Raw genomic sequence first — 21,230 nt, 5'->3', positions numbered from 1 at the left:
CTAAACGTTAAGTTAACATTTATACTGTTGTTAATAAAAGAAAACGCATTCAAATTTTAGGAGGTAACAAAATGAGAAGTGGAAAACGATTAGCTTTAACGGGAATGGCTTTAGTGGCAACAACTTTATTAGCTGCATGTGGAGGAGGTAGTAATAATAGTGATCAAGTAACGTTAAGTTATGCTAGCTGGGATACAGAACAAGCTCCTGGTTTAAGAGCAATGTTAGATGAATTTGAAAATCAAAATCCTGATATCAAAGTAGAAATGGAAACAACACCATGGGATCAATATTGGGTGAAATTAGAAGCAGCAACAACTGGAGGCAATATGCCAGATGTGGTTACCATGCATTCAAGTGAATCATATAAATACATGTCTCAAGATGTATTGATGGGATTAAATGAAGTAGTAGAAGAGAACAATATTGATATGAATGAATTTACTGAAGGGTTGGCTGATTTCTATACTTTAGAAGATGAACTTTATGCGATTCCTAAAGATGCATCAGTTGTCGGTCTTTGGTATAACAAAGAAATTTTTGATAATGCAGGTGTTGATTATCCAGATGATACTTGGACATGGGAAACACTAAGAGAAGCCGCGATTGAGTTAACAGATGAATCAGCTGGAATTTATGGTTTTGCTTCTCATATTGGAACAGAGACAGGTTACTGGCCATTTATTTACCAAAATGGTGGAGAAGTATTTGCTGATGATAATACTCGTTCAGGTTTAAATACTCCTGAAGCGCAAGAAGCTTTGGCATTTTATCGTGATATTGCTTTAGTTGATCATTCATCACCAACGATTCAAGAGTTGCAAGATCCAGACAAATTAAGTCGTTTTGAATCAGGAAGACTAGCGATGATGGTTGAAGGAAACTGGTTTGCACCAGGTTTCTTGAAAAACGACTACATGGTTGAAAATGCATCAGCTGCCGTTTTACCAAAAGGAAAAATCAATGCAACCATTACAAATGGTTTAGGTTGGGCAGCTAGTTCAAATACGAAACATCCTGACGAAGTGAAAAAATTAATGACATTTTTAGCAAGTGAAGAAGCGAATCAAATTCAAGCTGAAACAGGTGCATCTATTCCTGCCTTAAAAGGATTTGAAGATGTGTGGGCAAATTCTTCTGATTCGATTGATTTAAGTGCATTTGGTCAAATGTTGGAATACGGTGTTCCTCGTCCTTACAATAAAGATGGTTTGCGTGCAGAGCAAGCAGAAGTACAAATTATTAATCGAATTTTGTCAGGTAGTGTCAGTGTAGAAGAAGGAACCGCTCAAATTGAACAAGAAGTGAATACAATTTTAGGCGTAGAGTAAGTAAATGTTATTCGTAAAGATGAGAATGCTCATCTTTACGAATATTGATTAAATTTAAAGGGGGATATTATGAAGAATAAACTTTTTGGAAAATATCGCAAAGACCAAGTGATATGGGGTTACATATTTATTTTCCCAACAGCATTAGGTTTACTTTTATTAAATATTTGGCCAGCAATTCAAACGGCTATCTTAAGTTTTCAAAGAACAGTGGGCTTTGGTAATACACAATGGGTCGGTTTGGCAAATTATACAAAATTATTTTCAGACAGAGAAGTATTTCGTTCATTAATTAATACGCTGATTTATGCAGTTGTATCTATCCCTAGTATTGTTATTTTATCTTTATTAGTTGCAGTATTAATGAATAAGAAAATCAAGGGTTTATCTATTTACCGAACGATTTATTTTCTTCCGGTTGTAGCTGCGCCATCTGCTGTTGCGATGATTTGGCGTTGGATGTTTAATAATGATTATGGATTGATTAATAATATGTTAGCAAAAATTGGAATTGACGGTCCTTCTTGGTTGACCAATCCGTCTATTGCGATTTACTCCATCATTATTGTTGGGGTCTGGAGCGCGATTGGACATAATATGGTCTTGCTATTAGCAGGTCTACAAGAAATTCCTAAAGATTATTATGAGGCAGCTGACATTGATGGTGCTAGTCCTGTGCAACAGTTTTTTAATATCACTTTACCTCTAGTAACACCGACCTTATTCTTTGTAGTCGTAACAACAGTTATTAACTCTTTTCAAGTATTTGACGTAATTTTTATGATGATTACTCCAAATAGTGAAGCAATGTTCCATTCGCAATCACTGGCATATTTATTCTACAAACACTCATTTATCTTGAATGATAAAGGTTATGGTTCTGCGATTGTCATGTTATTGCTAGTGATTATCTTAGTTATTACAGGGATTCAAATGAAGTTACAGAAAAAATGGGTAAACTATTAAGGAGAGTGTGGAGGAATGAAAAAAAGAGCAACTTCAAATATATGGTCACATGTACTGCTCATATTAGGTGGAATAATTATGGCACTGCCATTTATTTGGATGATTTTAACTTCCGGTAAAACACTGGTAGAATCAACGCAAATTCCACCAACGATTTTTCCTGAAAAGTTTCAATTTGATAATTATCAAGATGTATTAAATTTATTACCTTTTGGTGCATTTTATGTAAATACGTTTTTTATGGTCCTCGGCCGAGTTGCTGGTTCAGTAATTTTTTCAGCAATGGCAGCGTATGCCTGTGCAAGACTTAATTTTCCAGGGAAAAATCTCTTTTTTGGAATGGTATTAATTCAAATGATGATTCCTGGTTCGATTTTTATCACTCCGCAATATTTATTGGCACAAAATTTAGGAATTCTAAATTCGATGCCGGCTTTAATCTTGCCAGGGATTGTCAGTGCTTTTGGAACCTTTTTATTGCGTCAATTCTTTATGGGATTGCCAGATGAATTAGAAGAAGCCGCTTATATGGAGGGGGCTAATGTTTGGACGATTTTCTTTAAAATCATGTTGCCATTGGCCAGATCAGGTTTGATTGCTTTAGGTATTTTTACCGCATTGTTTGCTTTCAAAGACTTAATGTGGCCGTTGATTGTGAATACCTCTATTGATAAAATGCCACTTGCTTCTGGATTGGCTAATTTACAAGGACAATATGCAACCAATTTCCCTCAATTAATGGCAGGTTCGTTGTTAGCTATTTGGCCAATGGTGGTTATCTTTATTGTCTTTCAACGTAAATTTATCGAAGGTATTGCAACGACAGGCGGAAAATTATAAAACTCAGTTGGATTGGAGAATACAAAATGACGAAAATAACTTTTATTGGTGCTGGTAGTACAATCTTTGCAAAAAATGTTTTAGGGGATGCAATGCTAACGCCTAGTCTGGCAGATGCACACATTGCCTTGTATGACATTGATGAAAAAAGATTGAATGAATCAGAATTAATGTTAAAAAATATCAATAAAAATTCGAATGATAATCGTGCAGAAATTGTTTCTTATCATGATCGTAGAGATGCACTTCGTGATGCGGACTTTGTAATTAATGCGATTCAAGTTGGTGGCTACAAACCATCCACGGTAATTGACTTTGAAATTCCTAAAAAATATGGATTGCAACAAACCATTGGGGATACAATGGGCATTGGAGGGATTTTTAGAACATTACGAACTTTACCAGTAATGCTAGAATTCGCCAAAGAAATGGAAGAATTGTGTCCGAATGCTTGGTTATTAAACTACACAAACCCAATGGCGATGCTAACGATGGGTGTTTTAAAAGCAACTAATATTAAAACAGTTGGTTTATGTCATAGTGTCCAAGTTTGTGTCCCGGAGTTATTTGAACATTTAGGAATTGCGGAAGAATATGATTTAAATGATTTCCAATGGAAGATTGCTGGTATCAACCATATGGCTTTCTTGTTAGAAATCACTAAAAATGGTGAAGATTTTTATCCAACGATTCGAAAATTAGCAGAGGAAAAACCCAATCCTCACAAAGATTCGGTTCGTTTTGAATTAATGAAACGTTTTGGTTACTATATCACGGAGTCTAGTGAGCATAATGCCGAGTATCATCCATACTTCATCAAGTCTAAGTATCCTGAATTAATTGATGAGTTGAGCATTCCATTAGATGAATATTTAAGAAGATGTGAACAACAAATTTCCGATTGGGAAGCGATGAGAGATGAGATTGTCAATAATGGAGATTTAACACATATTAGAAGTAGAGAATATGCTTCTTATATTATGGATTCGATTGTGACAGGTACACCATCTGTGATTGCAGGTAATGTATTAAACAAAGGCTTGATTACTAATTTACCAGAAGATGTCTGTGTGGAAGTTCCTTGTTTAGTAGACAAGAATGGCGTTCAACCAACCTATGTAGGAGAATTACCAACACAATTAGCAGCCTTAAACCGTACGAACATTAATGTGCAAGAGCTAACTGTAGAAGCTGCATTAACCTTAGAGAAAAGTAAAATTTACCAAGCTGCTTATTTAGATCCACATTTGTCTTCTGAATTATCTTTAGAAGATATCAAAAATCTTGTGGATGATTTAATTGAAGCACACGGAGATTACTTACCAACTTACAAATAAAAATGAAAAGAAGAGAGAGGGAACCCGTTCTCTGGCTCTTCTTTTCTGATTAAGAATGCAAGGAGTGAAAACATGATTGATTTTAATTCAGAACAAAAAACATTTCATTTAAGCAACAAGAAAGTTAGTTACATCTTACAGATAGAAGAAAATAACTATTTAGCACATCTTTATTTTGGAAAGGCTGTCAAAAATTATTCTGGGAGCTATCGTTATCCTAGAACGGATCGCTCGTTTTCACCCAATGATTCAAAAGCGAATGATCGTCTGTTGTCATTAGATACGTTACCGTTAGAATTTCCTGGACACGGGTTTGGTGATTTTAGAGAGCCTGCTCATAATATTAAAGGAGCGAATGGGAGTCGAGTACACGATTTTCGTTACGATCATTATGAAGTTGAAACAGGCAAACCTTCATTGGAAGGCTTACCTGCTCTTTATACTGAACAGACAGAAGAAGCAGAGACGTTAATTGTCTTTTTGAAAGATGAAATTTCTCAACTAACCCTTAAACTTTTCTATACAATTTTTGAAGATTATCCAGCAATTATTCGTTCTTCTCAATTAATCAATGAAGGAGAAGAATCAGTAGAAATCAATCGTTTAGCTAGTCAGTCGCTTGATTTTCCTAATCGTGAACTTGAATTAGTACACTTAAATGGAACTTGGGCGAAAGAACGTCAATTGACTAGAGAAAAAGTTCAAACTGGTATCAAAGTATTGGACAGTAAACGTGGTTCAAGTAGCCACCAACAAAATCCTTTTGTCGCAATAGTGGAGCCGCAAACGACTGAGTTCCAAGGAGAAGCGTATGGTTTTAGCTTAGTCTACAGTGGTAATCATGAGACAGTCATTCAAAAAGACCCTTTTGATCAAACGCGTGTGATTATGGGGCTTAATTCATTTAATTTTGGCTGGCAATTAGCAAAAGGAGCTGCTTTTCAAACGCCAGAAGTTGTGATGACTTACAGTGAAACAGGGTTAAATGCCTTGTCTCATACCTATCATGATTTATACAATCATCATTTAGTTCGTGGGAAATATAAATTGCAAGAGCGACCAACGTTAATTAATAACTGGGAAGCGACCTATTTCGATTTTGATGAAGAGAAAATCATGAATATTGTGGAAGAAGCCAATGATTTAGGCATTGAAATGTTTGTTTTAGATGATGGTTGGTTTGGTAATCGTGAAAGTGATTATACTTCTTTAGGTGATTGGGTCGAAACAGAAGGTAAAATTGCTAATGGTTTAGAAGAGTTAGCTAAAGAAATCCATTCAAAAGGGATGAAATTTGGTATTTGGTTTGAGCCAGAAATGATTTCTGAGGATAGTGAGCTATTCCGTGCCCATCCTGACTGGGCTTTAGGTATTCCTGATCGTCCGAGATCTATCAGTCGGAATCAATATGTATTGGACTTTTCTAGAGCAGACGTGCGCGATCATATTTATAAACAAATGGCAGATTTCTTTCGTCGTGTGCCGATTGATTATGTGAAATGGGACATGAATCGTAATATGACTGAGGTTTATTCCGTCTTGTTAGATGCTTCCATGCAAGGAGAAGTTGCTCATCGTTATATGTTAGGACTCTATGAGTTTTTAGAAAAATTAACGCAGGATTTTCCAAATGTTTTGTTTGAAAGTTGTTCTGGTGGAGGAGGACGTTTTGATCCAGCCTTGCTTTATTATATGCCTCAAACATGGACAAGTGATAACACAGATGCCATTGCTCGTTTGAAAATTCAGTATTCAACAAGTTTGGTTTATCCAATCTCTAGTATGGGTGCCCATGTTTCTGCCGTACCAAATCATCAGACGGGTAGAAACACAAGCTTGGAAATTCGAGGCAATGTTGCCATGTCAGGCGTTTTTGGATATGAATTAGATTTGACGGAACTATCTACTGATGAAAAAAATGAAATAAAAGACCAAGTAGCCTTCTACAAAACCCATCGTCGCTTACTACAATTTGGACAATTTTATCGACTAAAGAGTCCCTTTGACGGGAATGATACGGCTTGGATGTTTGTTTCTGAAGATCAATCAGAAGCGATGGTTTTCTATTTCCGTGTATTAGCTGAAGCTAGTCATCCATTAGTTACTCTAAAATTGGCGGGCTTGGATACTGAAGCAAGCTATCAATTTGGAGACGATCAAGTTGGTGGAGATGAATTGATGAATGTCGGCTTTTATATTGATCCAGAATTGCACGGCGATTATGCAACTCAAAGATTTTATTTGAAAAAAATATAAACGAATCAACCAACTTTGAATATTTCAGAGTTGGTTGTTTTTGAAAAATAGATGTTAGTAGGAAGGATGAGCGAGATGAAAATAAAAAATGAAGCAATGTTAATCACTTATGCCGACAGTCTTGGAAAAAATATGGGAGAATTAAAACAAGTATTGGATGAACATCTACAAGGAGTCATTGGAGGCGTTCATTTGTTGCCCTTTTTTCCATCAACCGGAGATCGAGGCTTTGCACCGAGTGACTATACCTCAGTAGACTCTGACTTAGGTTCTTGGGAAGATGTTGAAGCATTGGGAGAAGAGTATTATTTGATGTTTGATTTTATGATTAATCATATTTCTAGAGAATCCAAGTTTTTCCAAGATTTTAAAGCCAATCATGAAAATTCTCCTTATAAAGACATGTTTATTCGTATTCATGAATTTTTTCCAGAAGGACGCCCTACCCAAGAAGATATTGATTTAATCTATAAACGAAAAGACAAAGCGCCTTTTCAAAGTGTAGAATTTGCAGATGGTAAGGCAGAAGAAGTCTGGAATACCTTTGGTGAAGAACAAATTGATTTGGATGTGACAAAGGAAGTTGTGAAAAAATTTATTCGTGAAACCATTCAGGATATGGCAAATCATGGGTGTTCTTTGATTCGTTTGGATGCCTTCGCGTATGCGATCAAAAAATTAGATACGAATGATTTTTTTGTTGAACCAGAGATTTGGGAATTATTAGACGAAGTACGGAAAGAAGCTGCGAAGTATGACGTGGAATTGTTACCGGAAATTCATGAACATTACACTATTCAAATGAAAATCGCTGAGCATGATTATTATATCTATGATTTTGCCTTGCCAATGGTAACTCTATATTCTTTATATAGTGGCAAATCCAATCGCCTAGCAAATTGGTTAAAAATGAGTCCGATGAAACAATTTACCACCTTAGATACCCACGATGGGATTGGAGTAGTCGATGCGAGAGATTTATTAAGTGATGAAGAGTTAGATTATACCTCAGAAGAATTATACAAAGTAGGAGCAAACGTTAATAAAGTCTATTCAAGTGCTAATTATAATAATTTAGATATCTATCAAATTAATAGTACCTATTATAGTGCGTTGGGAGACAACGACCGAAGCTATTTGTTAGCGCGAGCAATCCAAATTTTTGCACCAGGTATCCCACAAATTTATTATGTAGGACTACTTGCTGGGAAAAATGATATTGAATTGTTGGAAGCAACCAAAGAAGGTCGGAATATCAATCGACATTATTATTCTTTAGAAGAAATTTCTGGAGAAGTTGAGCGTCCAGTAGTAGCGAATTTATTTAAACTCTTGCAATTCCGTAATCAGTCCGAAGCTTTTGATTTAGAGGGATCCATTGAAGTAAACACTCCCAGTGATTCAGAAATAACAATCACTAGAAACAATGGAGAAGGTACAGCTATTGCTACCTTAAGTGCAAATCTTTTAACAAAGGATTTTGTTGTTGGAGATGGTGAAGCCATTATTATAGAACAAAAAAACTCCTTCTAATAACTCCGCTTAAGACACTGAACAATATTTAAATTAATCAAAAAATAACTGTGATTTGTTAAAGTCGACAGTTATTTTTTTGTTTTTAAGCAGATCTACAATAAATGTGATTAAGGAAATTTTAATGTAAAAGATACGCTCAAACAAAATATTGTTATTTTCATATATAGTCATTTAGTATTATTATATACTTTCAATGATTACTGGATTAAAATTTTTATGAAAAAGATTAGGAAGCGAGTTTTTTGAACGATCACATTATAGTAGAAAAAGGAGGATATTGAATGGAATTAAAAATGTTAGCAATGATTTTTCTGGTAAACTTTGCCTATGTCACTTTGAGTACGATCCGCCTTTTATTGACTATGAAAGGGTATCGTGTAGTTGCACCTTTAGTAAGTATGGTGGAAATTATCATTTATGTTTTAGGATTGTCCATGGTATTGGACAGACTGGATAATCCACTAAATTTGATTATCTACGCACTTGGATATGCAATTGGGATTAGTGTGGGAATCAAAATAGAAGATAAATTGGCGTTAGGGTACACCATGGTCACTGCTATATTACCTACGACTACAGAAGAAGAGGAAAATCTACCCAAAATATTGAGAGAAAAAGGGTTTGGTGTTACCGTTGTTCAAGGTGAAGGATTGGAAGGGCCACGAATTATCCTAGAAATTTTATCTCCAAGAAGCAAAGAAAAAAGTTTGTATCAAACTATTAAAGAAGTCGAAAAACGAGCCTTTATCGTTAGTCACGAACCTAAAAATATTTCAGGTGGTTTCTGGACAAAAAGAGTCAAACGAAGAATGAAAAATAAGTAAAAATTCTTTACGATTTTCTTAACCACTGAACTTGTTTAAAGGAAACTAGATAAAATAATTGACGTTTATCAAGTTCATTGACTATAATAAAAATGTAAAGAGGAGTTGCGCGAACAACTCCCCTAGACAGCACCGATTAAGACGGTGGCAAGTGTTTAGTTAAAAAATAACCGTAACCTGCTAAAGTAGACGGTTATTTTTTGTCGTTTTTAAGCAAATCTACAATCAGTTTGATCAAAGCAATGGTAAATGTACCAAATGCTAAGATTAGCTGAATTGTTTCCAATGCAGACAAAAGGCTACTCCTTTCATAGAGTTTAGTACTTACATACATAAGCACCACCTCACTTTCAAAGAATCGCCACCGTCATAAACTTTACTGTTATCTATTAGTATATCTAAAAATGGGTAGGAACACTAGTTCTTTTTTTGTTGTTAATTGGCAAAACATAAGTATTTGAATATAACGTTTGACATCGTTTGACTTCATTGACTATAATAAAAGTGTAAAGAGGAGTTGCATCAACAACTCCCCTAGACAGCACCGATTAAGATGGTGGCATAGTGATTATTTCAAAAAATAACCGTAACTGGCCAAAGTTAGACGGTTATTTTTTCTGCTTTTTTTTCGTCTTCCGCTGGCTTTTAGAGCGAGCGGAACGAGCTTCTATAATTGTTGTCACTAACTTTACGCACGCTTCTAGTAAACCAACTAGGGCTACTAGTAGCGGTATAATAGTCACTAAGACAACGATTATTTCTGCCATTTGCAAAAGGCTACTCCTTTCATAGATTTTAGTACTTACATACATAAGCACCACCACCTCTCAAAGAATCGCCACCGTCATAAACTTTACTGTCATTTATAGTATAACTAAAAATACATAGGAACACTAGTTCTTTTTTGTGCTCTTTTACAACATTCTCCACAAAAAAATAGTCCACTGGTCGGGGAACCAGTGGACAAAGGAGTTAAAAATGAAAAAGTGTTAGGGTGTTTGTGGTATACATATAATATAAAGAATAAATATGAATTAACTGTGACGAAAAACTTGGGAAAATATAAAGATTTTATTTTTAATTTAGAACAGATCATAAAATAAAAGAATAGATAGATGAGTGGAATAAACGCTCATCTATCTATTCTTTTTTGTCGGACAATTGGAAATGTCCCGCAATAATATCGTTAAAAAATTTCTTTTCTTCTTCAGAAATAACATATTCATCAGAGTAAGTTAACTTTGCTTCTGAACTTAGTAACAGCTCCAAGTCATATTGAATGTTTTTCTGATGATTCAAAGGATAGTCGCTTCTACCCAACAAATAATCTGCGGTGACATTAAATATATCGGAAAGTTTATCTAGTTCTTCAGTAGAGAGTTTTCGAGAACCATTTTCAATTTTACTCATTGTGGATTTGCTAATACCTAATTCTGAGGCAAGCTTTGTTTGAGACCAGTCTCTTTTTTCTCGCAAATCAATAATTCGACGACAAGTTATATTCGTATCCATAGGTATCAAGCCTCTTTTCATTATAATCCTAGGATAATTTTATCATCGTATCTAAAAAAGATACGAGAAATATCTTAAATAGAAACTAAATCTATTGACGATTCTGAAAAGGAAACCTTATAATGGTGAAAAGAGTTTCCAAAACCGAAACGGAGGTGGATGAAATCTTTACAATAGACTTAGAATACATAAAAAGAATCAGAATAAGAAAAGGTTATTCTCTTCAAAAAATGGTTAATTTAATGGGGATTCTAGATAAAACAAAATACTACAGGCGAGAGATAGGTGAGGTAAATTTTAAACCAGAAGAATTACCTGTTGTCGCTCTTGTTTTAGAGATTCCTCTAGAAAAAATTTTTAAAAAAGAAGTTTCTAAAATAGAAATACATCTATCATAAGTAATATAAAATAACAAATTTTTGATATGTGAGCAAATAAAACGAGCTTAATTACGAAATAGTTAAGAAATCTAAACCTAATAGGTAGATTTGATTTTTTAAATGGAGTATTTACAGAGGATGCTCAGTCTTCTGATAAATGGTTACTAAGGATTGTAAGAAATGTTAGGAGGATGAGAATGAAGAAAAAACACTTTGCTTGGATTGCTTTATTTATACTGATTACTAATGTGTTGATGCCGTTCAAACAAATGTATGACGTTTTTGCGGATGAACAAAATACCACATCTGGAACTATCATAGATAATTCCAATGTAAGTATAGGTTATACTGCCAAAGAAACAAACGATGGAATTGAATGGAAGTTTGATTATACTGCTAATTCAGATTCTGAAACGAGTCAACGTTTAAAATTTGAATTTACTGCAGATGGTCAATCAATCGCTTTTAATCAATCAACTGGATGGAATTATAGTGATTCATGGTTTGTACAGGATGATTTTAATGAAAAATCATCGGGAACTATTAATTTAAATACAACCAAAGAAGTTACTAAGGTTTCATTGAGGGTACAAGCAGATACTGAAATACAAGATGAAAAAACTGACGCTATTATAGAAAAAAATATTTTTTCATCTGATACAGAAGGACCACATCAATTAGCTGTTCCAGTAATTGAACAATCAACAGAAGATGTTGATTCTGTGGTTGATGAAGAGACAGAAAGTACTACTGAGAGTCAACAAGAAGCAACTGAACCAAGTGAGACTGAGGAGTCAAAAGACTTGGTAAATGAAACTACAGTAGTAGAAGAAAAAATCAATAATCAAAATATTTATGAGTCAAGCAATCGCCGAGCATTAGCCGGTGGAATCGTGCCTTTTTATGAACCTATGGACTATCCCAATGTAGTCCCCGACTATGAAAATGATGAGGATGGAATTTATCCATCAAGTAGTTGGACACCAACTGGAAATTCCGATGTCATTAATCATCAAGGGAAAGAATTTGGTACAGAAAATTGGGATGGCAATATTAGTTGGGATGGCAATCCTGATAATATTACTGACTCTTATATAGAATATGCCAATACTGATGGAGAGAATGCTTTTTCCTTACGTAAATATGCCAGAGAAACAGCTACTCCAGGGTTATATGATGTTTATTTGAATGTGCGAGGCAATCAATATACACCTATTGAACCAATCGATATTGTGCTAGTTATCGACATGTCAGGAAGTATGGAGTCTTCTGCTAATAACGGATATAACGACCGTGCAGGAGCTGTTCGGGATGGTGTGAAAGACTTTTTTGCCAACATAAACAATACACAGATTGCTGGTCAGAGTATGGGGGATTATGTCAATGTTGGTTTTGTAGGATATTCTAGTCCAGGCTACATTGATTTAGTCCAAGAACCCATTAAGCCTGCTTCAGACGTTACACATGTAAATAACATTAATACTGCATTAAGTCCCACGTTTAGTGGTGGAACGTTTACTCAACACGGGATTGAAGTAGCTCATAATATGTTAGCTAGTAGCTCGAATGACAAAATCATGATTGTGATAACAGATGGTGTACCAACTTGGTCAAAACGAGTAATGAATGCCACTACTATAGATGGAACTGTTTATGGTACAGATTTCCACTCATCAGATCAAGATGAGCCAGGAAGCACTGCAAGGTTATTATATGGTGCATGGGGTTCATGGTCGGGATATTCTTCGGGATGGAATCCTGCAATTGGAAGTACTGGATATTATTATGATACATCAAATAATGTCAGAATTTGGGATACTTGGGCAGCAACTTTAGGACAAGCCAAGATAGCAAAAGATGATGGAATAACTGTTAATACTCTAGGAATTCAGTTAGGAGCAGATACGGGTTACTTGAATGCTGGTCAAGTAAGAGATAGAGCCAGTTTAATCGCATCATCAGGTTTGTATGAAGATGCAGAATCAACGCAAGATGTTACGGATTATTTGGTGAGACAAGCAGATCAACTGATTAAATATTTAAAATTTGCTACGATTCACAATGGCTCAATCTCTGATCCAATAGGTGATCAGTTCTTTTATGAATCAAACAATGTGACAGTTCGTAGTGTAGGGGAAACCGAAATAACTGATCTTCCAGAACCGACGATTACAGATGGTCAAATGAATGTTGATGAATTGTTTATAGGTGAAGGTCAAGAATTACAATTTCATTATCAAGTAAGAATAGATACTGAGGATCCAGATTTTGTTCCAGAAAGATGGTATCAAATCAACGGTCCAACGAAACTGACTCCTGATGGTAACAATCCAAGTAACCAAGTAGACTTTGCTGTTCCGTCTGCAAAAGCACCTGGAATAAAACTAAATCTAGAAAAACTTTGGGAAGAGTATGATAACGATGAGTCATCACGGCCAGAGTACTTGGATTTCTCTGTTGAAAGAGAGACGAATGTTAGCGGTGATTGGACAGGATACGTTCGACTAGATGACGAAAACGACTGGAAACAAGAAGAGTTTGAACAAGTGGCTAAAACTGAAGGTGGAGCAGTTGAGATGTGGTTGCCTCAATTCAATAACGAGGGAACAAATTTTGATTATACCTTTACTGAATTAAATGTACCTGATGGATATGAATCTTCTCCAAATGATGATGGTACGATTTGGACCAATACTAAAATCTTTGTCCCGCTTGGCTTGAAGATCATCAAAGTATCAGATCAAGACCAGGAAACTCTAACTGGTGCTACATTCAGATTGACGGGTGTCGACTTACCGGACGAGGGAATAATTCTGGAAGACAAAGGCGAAGGGATTTACGAATTACCTGATACAAGCGATAAGCTTCAATTAGATAGTGAATATACTTTAACTGAAATAGAACCGCCAGCTGGTCATAAGGCTTCTACAGCTCCGTGGCTTATTAAAGTCAGTGAAACGGGTGTTGTCACCATTAATGATGAAGATACCGATATTGTGATTGAAGATAATACGATTAACTATATCATTGAAAACGAGTTCGATAAGTTAGTAATTGCAACGGAAAAATATGCTCAAGAAACAGATGAGCAACTTGATGGAGCGAGACTAACTCTTAAGAAACATACAGAAAACTGGGAAGATGACGGCGTAGTTGTTGGTGATGAACATGAATTGATTGCCAATGATTCAACTTTGACAAAAGAATTAGAACCTGGTTATTACAGCCTTCAAGAAACAACGGTACCGACTGGTTATCAGGAAGATGATACACTATACAAATTTGAAGTCACCTTAGAAGGCGAATTAAAGGATGAAGAAGGAAATGTAATAAGTTCCGATACTCGTCCAACATCTGATGGCTGGTATATTTCCGATTCAAATGATACGACGACTTTTGTTTTTGCTAAGTTTAATGAATTACGCAAATTTGAGTTTTCGATTCTTAAGAAAGATTCACAATCAAATCAGTTATTACAAAATGCGACATTTGAACTGAGTGAATTAGGCTCTGATGACATTCTTGCTACATTGACAACTGATGAGAATGGTTTAGGCAAATTTATTGTTTCTGAATCAGATCCAGAAGAGGTCTTCTTATTACAACCAGGAGAGTACACATTGCAAGAAATTGCTGCGCCAAATGGCTATGTGGTTCTAAGTGGTATTTTCCAAGTTGTAGTGTCTGATGAAGGCGAGGTTACGGTTACGTATGACGGTGATCAAATGAATCAAGATACAATTGATGTTTCTTTAAATGATGAAGGAAACAATACAATTGAATTGACCATTGCTAACACACCAAAAGGACTTCTACCATCAACAGGTGGCACAGGTCGTCAAATCTTCTTGATTGGTTCTATCGCAATCTTAGGAATGACCGGTTTAATCGGTGGTTACTATGTCTACCGCAATCGAAAGGGGGCGCAGTAGATGAAACGATTACGCATAAGCGTGCTTTTAATGCTCGCAACCATCTTTAGCGGAGTAACAACCGTTTTTGCCGATACATCAGCGGACACGATTCAAGTAACGATTCATAAACAATTGCTTGAAGAAGATGTCACTGAAGAAATTCAAAATACAGGCGAAAAGATAGACTTTGTAGGAAATCCTTTAGCAGAAGTTGAGTTTCAAGTATTTGATGTAACGGATGAGTATCACGATTTAGTAACAAAAATTTCACAGGGAGAAGCATTAGAAAATCTTCAAACAAAATATGCGCAATTAACAGAGGCTAAAGCACTTGCGACTGCCACAACTAATACGCAAGGTGAGGCACACTTTACGTTGCCTACCAAAAATGGAGAAAAAGATGCAGTCTATGTGTTTGTCGAAAGTCAGCTACCAACTGATTTCGTCATCATTAAACGTGCAACACCGTTAATTCTAACCTTACCTGTTTATAAAATGAACGCAGATGGCAGCTTCAGTGAGCAGCTACTAGACGAAGTTCATTTATATCCGAAAAATATAGGCTACCAACCGATTCCAGAAAAACCTGAGGAGCCGGAAAAACCGGAGAAGCCTAAAGATCCAAAACCAGAGAAGCCACAACAACCAAAACCTGAAAAACCAAAAAGACCATCGCTACCTCAAACTGGGGAAGCAAAAACAATGTTAGGGTTAGTTGGAATTGTATTGGTTGCAACAGCAATTATTTTCTGGAGAAAAAGAGTTACACCAAAATAGAATTTTCTTAAACTTAAATCGAAAAAACAATTAGGAGGAAAAGGAATGAAAAAGATTTTGAGAAATGTAATGGCGGCTTTACTTGTATTGCCATTGCTAGTTAGTGTCTTTGGTGTTGCAACAGTCAACGCTGATGAAACTGGAACTGCAGATGTTACTCTGCACAAACTTGTTTATGATGAAACAGCCTTAAACGAGACAGAAAATGATGGGGTTACTGACAATGGTTTTACTGGAACACCTTTAGCAGGTGCAGAATTTACAGCCTATGATGTAACTGAAATTTATCGAACACGGATGGCAACTCAATCTGGAGATTCTCTAAAAGACAAACAAAGAGCAGTTATTGCTTCAATCCAAGATGATTACACTCCATTCGCACCAGAAGTAGCAACACAAGTCGGAATTCCACTAACTACAGGAGCAAACGGACAAGTAACCTTTGCAGATTTAGATTTAAAAGATACGGATGGAACAACTGATAAAGTATATGTGTTTGTGGAAACAAAAACACCAAATACTGTGTCTATCACAACAAAATCAGTTCCAGTAGTAGTAGCAATGCCAATTTATACTGCTTATGAATCTACTGGCGAAGCTGCTGGTACAATTAACAGAAATATTCAATTATATCCAAAAAACATCAAAATGTTTGATACGAAAGAATTCGATAATAATGTTGGTGCTACTCAAGCAGAAATTAACGGTGAACCATACTATAACGTAACAACTGGCGATGAGTTACCTTTTGATGTAACTTTATTTATCCCAACTGATATTGCTCAAAAAGATTCTTATGTATTGACAGATACACCTTCAGAAGGTTTAGCGTACATTTCTGATTCTTTATCAATTGCAACATTCTTAGCTTCAGCAGATTTAGAAGCAGGTGTTGACTATACACTAACTGAAGTTGGCAATGGCTTCTCATTGGCATTAAACACAAACAGTGCAAAAGTTCATCAATTAGCAGGTAGAGGAATTGTTGTTAGCTATAAAATGCAATTAACTGCTGATGTAAATCCTGATGACTTACAAGAAAATAAAGCACAAGTACATGTAAATAATGTACCTCAAAAAGAAATGATTACTCGTCCAAAACCACCAAGAGATCCAGAAGATCCAACAGATCCGGACGAACCAAATGATCCAAACGATCCGAAAGACCCACAAGATCCAAATGATCCAAATGATCCAGAAGATCCAAATGATCCAAACAAACCAGAAGATCCAGAAAACCCAACACCACCAGTTCAATTTGGTACAGGTGGACGTAAATTTGTGAAACAAGATTCTCAAACAGCAGATGCATTGGATGACGCAGGTTTTGTTGTGAAAAATGCTGCTGGTGAATTTGCAACATTTGAATTAAATGATGCTGATGAATATGTATTCGTTTCATGGGTAACAGATAAAGCTGACGCAACTGAAGTTGTTTCTGGTACTAAAGCAAAAGGTACATTCTGGTTGAAAGGTCTTAAAAATGGCGATTACAACTTAGAAGAAGTAACTGCACCAGATGGTTATGTATTAAATACTGCAGATGTTGCATTTACAGTAACTCACGGAAACTATGAAGAGCAAGAATTACAATCAGTTCCGAATACACCTAAAGGCCTACTTCCATCTACAGGTGGTAACGGAATTTACGCTTTCCTAGCAGTAGGTGCGGTACTGATGATTGGTTCTTATATCTGGTTCAAAAGATCTAAAGTTCAGGCTGAAGTATAAGACACTAGATATATGTCAGACAAATAAGTTTATAAAGGGTAACTTCCAAGTGGAGTTACCCTTCTACATAGAAAGTTAGGGATAGCGATGAATGAGCGACAAAAAAATGAACGAATCAACCTACTATTAAAACTAGTGATGGCGATCTTGTTCATGACAGGAGCGGTTATTTTTAGCTATCCTTTTGTGGTGGATGCCATTAATAATTATTACGATCAAAAAATGATTGAACGTATTCAACAAGAAAATGAAAAGAATTTTTTGCAAGAAAGGGAAGAGCGACTGGCAGAAATGGCTCGCCAAAATGAAGAATTATTAAAAAATAAACAAACCACCAATGTTCCTGGAATGGGCTTGGTAGAAGATCCTTTTGAAGCAGCCGTAGGACAAGATACCAATCCTGGTCGAGAATATTTTGAGGAACATACGGTAGGAGCAATCTATATTCCCGCCATCCATGTGAGTTTGCCTTTATTTAATGAAACCAATTATACCCTTTTAGAAAAAGGTGCAACGGTTTTACAAGGCACTTCTTTTCCGATTGGCGGAGAAAATACTCATTCGGTGATTACTGGACATAGTGGTCTACCCAACAAATTATTATTTACAGAATTAGAAAAATTGGTTAAAGGTGATCAATTTTATATTGATATTGCCGGAGAAAAATTAGCCTATCAAATAGAGAGTTTTAAAACAGTCTTACCTCACGAGATAGATGATTTAGTTATCCAAGATGGACGTGATTTAGTGACCTTACTAACTTGTACACCTTATATGATTAATACTCATCGTTTGTTAGTTACAGCGGTACGAATTCCGTATGTAGAAGAAGTCATGGAGAAAGAAAAAGAGCAGACGCAAGTCTATCATAAAAATCGTTTCCGTTTATTTATGTTAGGTATTCCTATTTTCTTTGGTCTAATCTTTTATTGGATGTGGCGCAAATTTGTCTTCTATCAAAGTGGAAAATACAATTATGATTTCTGTTTTATCTTGATGAAAAATGGTCAGCCAGAAAATGGCGTTGTCTTTACTTTAGTCAATCGTCGGAAAGAACCGCTGATTGAAGATGGTAAAGTCATCACAACAGTAAGTGATGAACAAGGTGTGGTGCGTTTTAGTCAAATTAGAGGCGGCATCTATTGGGCACATGCAGAAAATCAAAAATCATTGCCTAAAATCAAAGGCTACATTTATCTATTAAAGCATCAACAATTTAGAATTCGTAGTCGAAGAAAATCGCTAACTAAGAAAAAATGCAATGGACACATTATTTATCAAATTGAACGAGGAAAACAATGAAAAAACAAACCAAGCAATTAATTTCTCAGTTGATGGTTCTTTTGCTTTTTGTTGCAGGAGTATTAACGATGACCTATCCTTTTTATGTCAATGAATTAAACAATTTTTTGGATCAAAAACGGATGGAGAGTAGTTTGAAAAAGAATCAAGAAGAATATAAAGCTGAACGCCAACGTATGCTGGAAGAGAATGAGCAATTTAAAAATTCTGGCATTAATCCCGGAGCAGATCCTTTTAATGAAGAAGAGGCTCAAATGGTCTCGGAAGAATATTATCAGCAACATATGATCGGCAAAGTAAATATTCCCAAGCTTGCTTTGGAAATTCCGCTTTTTGATACCACCAATAATGAATTACTGGAAATAGGTGCAACTGTCTTACAAGGCACGTCCTATCCAGTAGGTGGGGGGAGTACCCATTCTGTGATTTCTGCTCATCGTGGTTTACCTCAAAGAGAATTATTCACTAATCTACCTAAATTAACCTTTGGGGATATTTTTTTATTGGAAGTTTTGGATGAAATATTAGCTTATGAAGTCAGGGAGATTGAAGTTGTTGAACCTCATGAAACTTCTTCACTAAAAATTGTAGCTGAAAAAGACTTGGTAACCTTAGTGACGTGTACCCCATATATGATTAATTCCCATCGCCTATTAGTGACGGGGGAGCGAATAGCCTATTCACCAGAAATTAAAATTGAAAAAGACAAAGGCAATCAAGCACGAAAATTAAAACAATGTCTGATTATTCTTTCTGTAGTCCTTCTTGTTCTACTGACATTGATTATTTTTGCCATGTTAGTTCGAAATTATCGTCGTCGTAAAAAAACAAGGGATCTTATTTTTACTATTAAAAATGGAACAGCAACTCAATTATTTGGATTGTATAATTATGCTGGAAAAAAACCAAAATTAAGAAATAAAAAACTTTATCAGGAGTCAATCAACAGTGAAAGTCAGTTGATTTTTAATAATATTCCAATGGATAGTTACACAATCAAACTTGAAGAAGAATGGTTGATAAGAGTGAAATTGTCTAGTAAAAAATTGGTCATAGTCAAAAAAGTTAATCACAGAGTCGTTCAACTGGAACAAAAGGGTAAAGAGTTAGTTCTTGTTATTAAATAAACATGGGGTGAGTGGAGATGTTTGGATTTTCTAAAGAAGTACAAATCAAAAGAAAGTTAATTTTATTTTTAGATAGCCAAGAACGATATGTAACCAGTAAAGAATTAAAACATCATCTTAATAATACGGTCACAGAGCAAACAATTTTAAAATATTTAAGAGATGTCAGGAAAATAATTACAAAAGATTATTCAACAAATAAACTGAATTTACAAATAGATACACGTAATGGTATTCGTTTAAATAGAAATGAAACTAATCTGAATGACTTACTTGAAAAAATATACAGAGAAGACTTAGTGTATGAAATTTTTCGATTATTGATATTAAACCGTTCTTTTACTACAGAATATTTTTGTAGAGAGCATGAAGTCAGTTTTTCTACTCTTCGAAGAATTGTTAGACGAATGAATGATGCTGTTGAACCCTATCAAATTTCAATTAAAGCTGGCTTACAGATAAGTATTTCAGGAAAAGAAAGTCAAATCAGAATGCTCTATTTTATGTTTTTATTTTATATTCATCGAGGGATTATGAGTGTCGATTGGGTGGAGCCAGAGCACTATCTAAAGTTAGCAAAACTAGTTTATGAAGCATTCTATATTGATGAGGAACAGACAGAATTATTTGCTTTGTGGTTATTTATTAATCAGTATTCAGACAATCATGGAGATTATTTAGAAGAAAATCTTTTTGAAGAAAATTTTTCTGTTGATTTACCAGAAAATTATTTTTCTATCAATTCTTGGAAGTATGTTTTACTCATCATGTACGGGCTAGATTTTGCAGATTTTGTTCCAAAAACGTCATTTGAAGTCATCCATGAAAATCATTTTTCTAATATGGTTAAACAATGGATCAGTTTGTTTGAAAAAAATGTTTGTTCCTTATTACCTAAAGAAAAAGAAACACTCTATAGAAGAATGTACAAATGTGACTTATTAGCGAGAATTCTTCCGACTCTAAGTGATATCCATCAGGTATTTGGTACCCAAAATAGTTTCTTAATCGAAGAAACGCAACCATACTTTGTGTGTGTATTTGAAAAAATGTGGCAACAATTTAGCTTTTCTTTACCAAAGTTTGAAACTGAAGAAATAAGAGAAATTCTAATGACGTGGAGTTTCCAATACACACCCTTACAAGAGTTATTACCTACTATTACTATCTATTGGAAGAGTAATTTGCCGACGATGAATGTTTGTCAAATAGGGAAAATTCTTCAGTACAGATTGAAAAAGGAAGCAAATGTATTTTTTACGAATGAAGCAGAAAAGGCGGATTTAATTCTCTCGACAGAAACGTCTAACGATTCAACTATTACAGTTTCTCCACTTCTTACTAAAAAAGATATTCAAACTGTGAAAGATTTTGTTCGTGGGTTCAAAAAAAATTAA

17 protein-coding genes are annotated in these 21,230 nt (G+C 35.2%); 14 read left to right on the top strand and 3 right to left on the bottom strand.

Annotation, left to right across the window (positions count from 1 at the left end):
* Positions 1–71: 71 nt before the first annotated feature.
* The 7 genes from AC4BBX_RS07105 to AC4BBX_RS07075 all read left to right on the top strand — a co-directional run bounded on the left by AC4BBX_RS07105 (position 72) and on the right by AC4BBX_RS07075 (position 9,090).
* Complete coding sequence (locus AC4BBX_RS07105) at positions 72–1,331, top strand: ABC transporter substrate-binding protein (protein ID WP_490453195.1); 1,260 nt, start codon at positions 72–74, stop codon at positions 1,329–1,331.
* A 69-nt stretch (positions 1,332–1,400) separates the two neighbouring features.
* The gene (locus AC4BBX_RS07100; protein ID WP_490453194.1) at positions 1,401–2,297 is read left to right on the top strand and encodes a carbohydrate ABC transporter permease; all 897 of its coding nucleotides are present in this window, start codon (positions 1,401–1,403) and stop codon (positions 2,295–2,297) included.
* Between the two features lie 15 nt (positions 2,298–2,312).
* Positions 2,313–3,137, top strand: a complete 825-nt coding sequence (locus tag AC4BBX_RS07095; RefSeq protein ID WP_490453193.1) for a carbohydrate ABC transporter permease — start codon at positions 2,313–2,315, stop codon at positions 3,135–3,137.
* Positions 3,138–3,163: 26 nt separating this feature from the next.
* Entirely contained in the window at positions 3,164–4,474 is a 1,311-nt protein-coding gene (locus tag AC4BBX_RS07090) for an alpha-glucosidase/alpha-galactosidase (protein WP_490453192.1), read from the top strand.
* Positions 4,475–4,546: 72 nt separating this feature from the next.
* Positions 4,547–6,730, top strand: coding sequence for an alpha-galactosidase (locus AC4BBX_RS07085; RefSeq protein ID WP_490453191.1), 2,184 nt, complete (start codon positions 4,547–4,549; stop codon positions 6,728–6,730).
* A 75-nt stretch (positions 6,731–6,805) separates the two neighbouring features.
* The gene (gene gtfA / locus AC4BBX_RS07080) at positions 6,806–8,263 is read left to right on the top strand and encodes a sucrose phosphorylase (protein WP_490453190.1); all 1,458 of its coding nucleotides are present in this window, start codon (positions 6,806–6,808) and stop codon (positions 8,261–8,263) included.
* Positions 8,264–8,547: 284 nt separating this feature from the next.
* The gene (locus AC4BBX_RS07075; protein ID WP_490453189.1) at positions 8,548–9,090 is read left to right on the top strand and encodes a DUF2179 domain-containing protein; all 543 of its coding nucleotides are present in this window, start codon (positions 8,548–8,550) and stop codon (positions 9,088–9,090) included.
* Between the two features lie 193 nt (positions 9,091–9,283).
* Here AC4BBX_RS07075 and pepG1 read toward each other — a convergent pair whose 3' ends face one another.
* From pepG1 to AC4BBX_RS07060, 3 genes are all read right to left on the bottom strand, one after another.
* Entirely contained in the window at positions 9,284–9,424 is a 141-nt protein-coding gene (pepG1, locus tag AC4BBX_RS07070) for a type I toxin-antitoxin system toxin PepG1 (RefSeq protein ID WP_490453188.1), read from the bottom strand.
* Between the two features lie 274 nt (positions 9,425–9,698).
* Positions 9,699–9,857 carry a hypothetical protein gene (locus AC4BBX_RS07065; RefSeq protein ID WP_490453187.1) on the bottom strand — a complete coding sequence of 53 codons (159 nt, stop codon included), beginning with the start codon at positions 9,855–9,857 and terminating at the stop codon, positions 9,699–9,701.
* A gap of 373 nt (positions 9,858–10,230) precedes the next feature.
* Positions 10,231–10,602 carry a helix-turn-helix domain-containing protein gene (locus tag AC4BBX_RS07060; RefSeq protein ID WP_490453186.1) on the bottom strand — a complete coding sequence of 124 codons (372 nt, stop codon included), beginning with the start codon at positions 10,600–10,602 and terminating at the stop codon, positions 10,231–10,233.
* A gap of 122 nt (positions 10,603–10,724) precedes the next feature.
* Here AC4BBX_RS07060 and AC4BBX_RS07055 point away from each other — a divergent pair, with 122 nt between their 5' ends.
* The 7 genes from AC4BBX_RS07055 (at position 10,725) to AC4BBX_RS07025 (ending at position 21,230) form a co-directional block, all read left to right on the top strand.
* Positions 10,725–11,000, top strand: a complete 276-nt coding sequence (locus AC4BBX_RS07055) for an XRE family transcriptional regulator (protein ID WP_490453185.1) — start codon at positions 10,725–10,727, stop codon at positions 10,998–11,000.
* Between the two features lie 179 nt (positions 11,001–11,179).
* On the top strand, positions 11,180–14,914 hold the full coding sequence (locus AC4BBX_RS07050; protein ID WP_490453184.1) for a SpaA isopeptide-forming pilin-related protein: 3,735 nt from the start codon (positions 11,180–11,182) through the stop codon (positions 14,912–14,914).
* On the top strand, positions 14,915–15,673 hold the full coding sequence (locus AC4BBX_RS07045) for a pilin N-terminal domain-containing protein (protein WP_490453183.1): 759 nt from the start codon (positions 14,915–14,917) through the stop codon (positions 15,671–15,673).
* A 45-nt stretch (positions 15,674–15,718) separates the two neighbouring features.
* Entirely contained in the window at positions 15,719–17,404 is a 1,686-nt protein-coding gene (locus AC4BBX_RS07040) for a SpaH/EbpB family LPXTG-anchored major pilin (protein WP_490453182.1), read from the top strand.
* Positions 17,405–17,491: 87 nt separating this feature from the next.
* Complete coding sequence (locus AC4BBX_RS07035; RefSeq protein WP_490453181.1) at positions 17,492–18,706, top strand: class C sortase; 1,215 nt, start codon at positions 17,492–17,494, stop codon at positions 18,704–18,706.
* A complete protein-coding gene (locus AC4BBX_RS07030; protein WP_490453180.1) occupies positions 18,703–19,833 on the top strand; it encodes a class C sortase in 1,131 nt (376 codons plus the stop codon). Before AC4BBX_RS07035 ends, AC4BBX_RS07030 begins: the two co-directional genes overlap by 4 nt.
* Before the next feature lie 17 nt (positions 19,834–19,850).
* On the top strand, positions 19,851–21,230 hold the full coding sequence (locus AC4BBX_RS07025; RefSeq protein WP_490455727.1) for a helix-turn-helix domain-containing protein: 1,380 nt from the start codon (positions 19,851–19,853) through the stop codon (positions 21,228–21,230).

The organism is Enterococcus sp. AMC1157, assembly GCF_058216555.1.
The sequence above is the reverse complement of the archived record's forward strand: the minus strand, read 5'-3'. Positions and strand labels throughout refer to the sequence as shown.

What these genes read in the sequence shown, in the direction of transcription:
- AC4BBX_RS07060 (WP_490453186.1), bottom strand. Translation starts at nt 10,602, where the DNA reads ATGGATACGAATATAACTTGTCGTCGAATTATTGATTTGCGAGAAAAA.
- AC4BBX_RS07065 (WP_490453187.1), bottom strand. Translation starts at nt 9,857, where the DNA reads ATGGCAGAAATAATCGTTGTCTTAGTGACTATTATACCGCTACTAGTA.
- gtfA (WP_490453190.1), top strand. Translation starts at nt 6,806, where the DNA reads ATGAAAATAAAAAATGAAGCAATGTTAATCACTTATGCCGACAGTCTT.
- AC4BBX_RS07030 (WP_490453180.1), top strand. Translation starts at nt 18,703, where the DNA reads ATGAAAAAACAAACCAAGCAATTAATTTCTCAGTTGATGGTTCTTTTG.
- AC4BBX_RS07100 (WP_490453194.1), top strand. Translation starts at nt 1,401, where the DNA reads ATGAAGAATAAACTTTTTGGAAAATATCGCAAAGACCAAGTGATATGG.
- AC4BBX_RS07035 (WP_490453181.1), top strand. Translation starts at nt 17,492, where the DNA reads ATGAATGAGCGACAAAAAAATGAACGAATCAACCTACTATTAAAACTA.
- AC4BBX_RS07105 (WP_490453195.1), top strand. Translation starts at nt 72, where the DNA reads ATGAGAAGTGGAAAACGATTAGCTTTAACGGGAATGGCTTTAGTGGCA.
- AC4BBX_RS07025 (WP_490455727.1), top strand. Translation starts at nt 19,851, where the DNA reads ATGTTTGGATTTTCTAAAGAAGTACAAATCAAAAGAAAGTTAATTTTA.
- AC4BBX_RS07075 (WP_490453189.1), top strand. Translation starts at nt 8,548, where the DNA reads ATGGAATTAAAAATGTTAGCAATGATTTTTCTGGTAAACTTTGCCTAT.
- AC4BBX_RS07090 (WP_490453192.1), top strand. Translation starts at nt 3,164, where the DNA reads ATGACGAAAATAACTTTTATTGGTGCTGGTAGTACAATCTTTGCAAAA.
- pepG1 (WP_490453188.1), bottom strand. Translation starts at nt 9,424, where the DNA reads ATGTATGTAAGTACTAAACTCTATGAAAGGAGTAGCCTTTTGTCTGCA.
- AC4BBX_RS07040 (WP_490453182.1), top strand. Translation starts at nt 15,719, where the DNA reads ATGAAAAAGATTTTGAGAAATGTAATGGCGGCTTTACTTGTATTGCCA.
- AC4BBX_RS07055 (WP_490453185.1), top strand. Translation starts at nt 10,725, where the DNA reads ATGGTGAAAAGAGTTTCCAAAACCGAAACGGAGGTGGATGAAATCTTT.
- AC4BBX_RS07085 (WP_490453191.1), top strand. Translation starts at nt 4,547, where the DNA reads ATGATTGATTTTAATTCAGAACAAAAAACATTTCATTTAAGCAACAAG.
- AC4BBX_RS07045 (WP_490453183.1), top strand. Translation starts at nt 14,915, where the DNA reads ATGAAACGATTACGCATAAGCGTGCTTTTAATGCTCGCAACCATCTTT.
- AC4BBX_RS07095 (WP_490453193.1), top strand. Translation starts at nt 2,313, where the DNA reads ATGAAAAAAAGAGCAACTTCAAATATATGGTCACATGTACTGCTCATA.
- AC4BBX_RS07050 (WP_490453184.1), top strand. Translation starts at nt 11,180, where the DNA reads ATGAAGAAAAAACACTTTGCTTGGATTGCTTTATTTATACTGATTACT.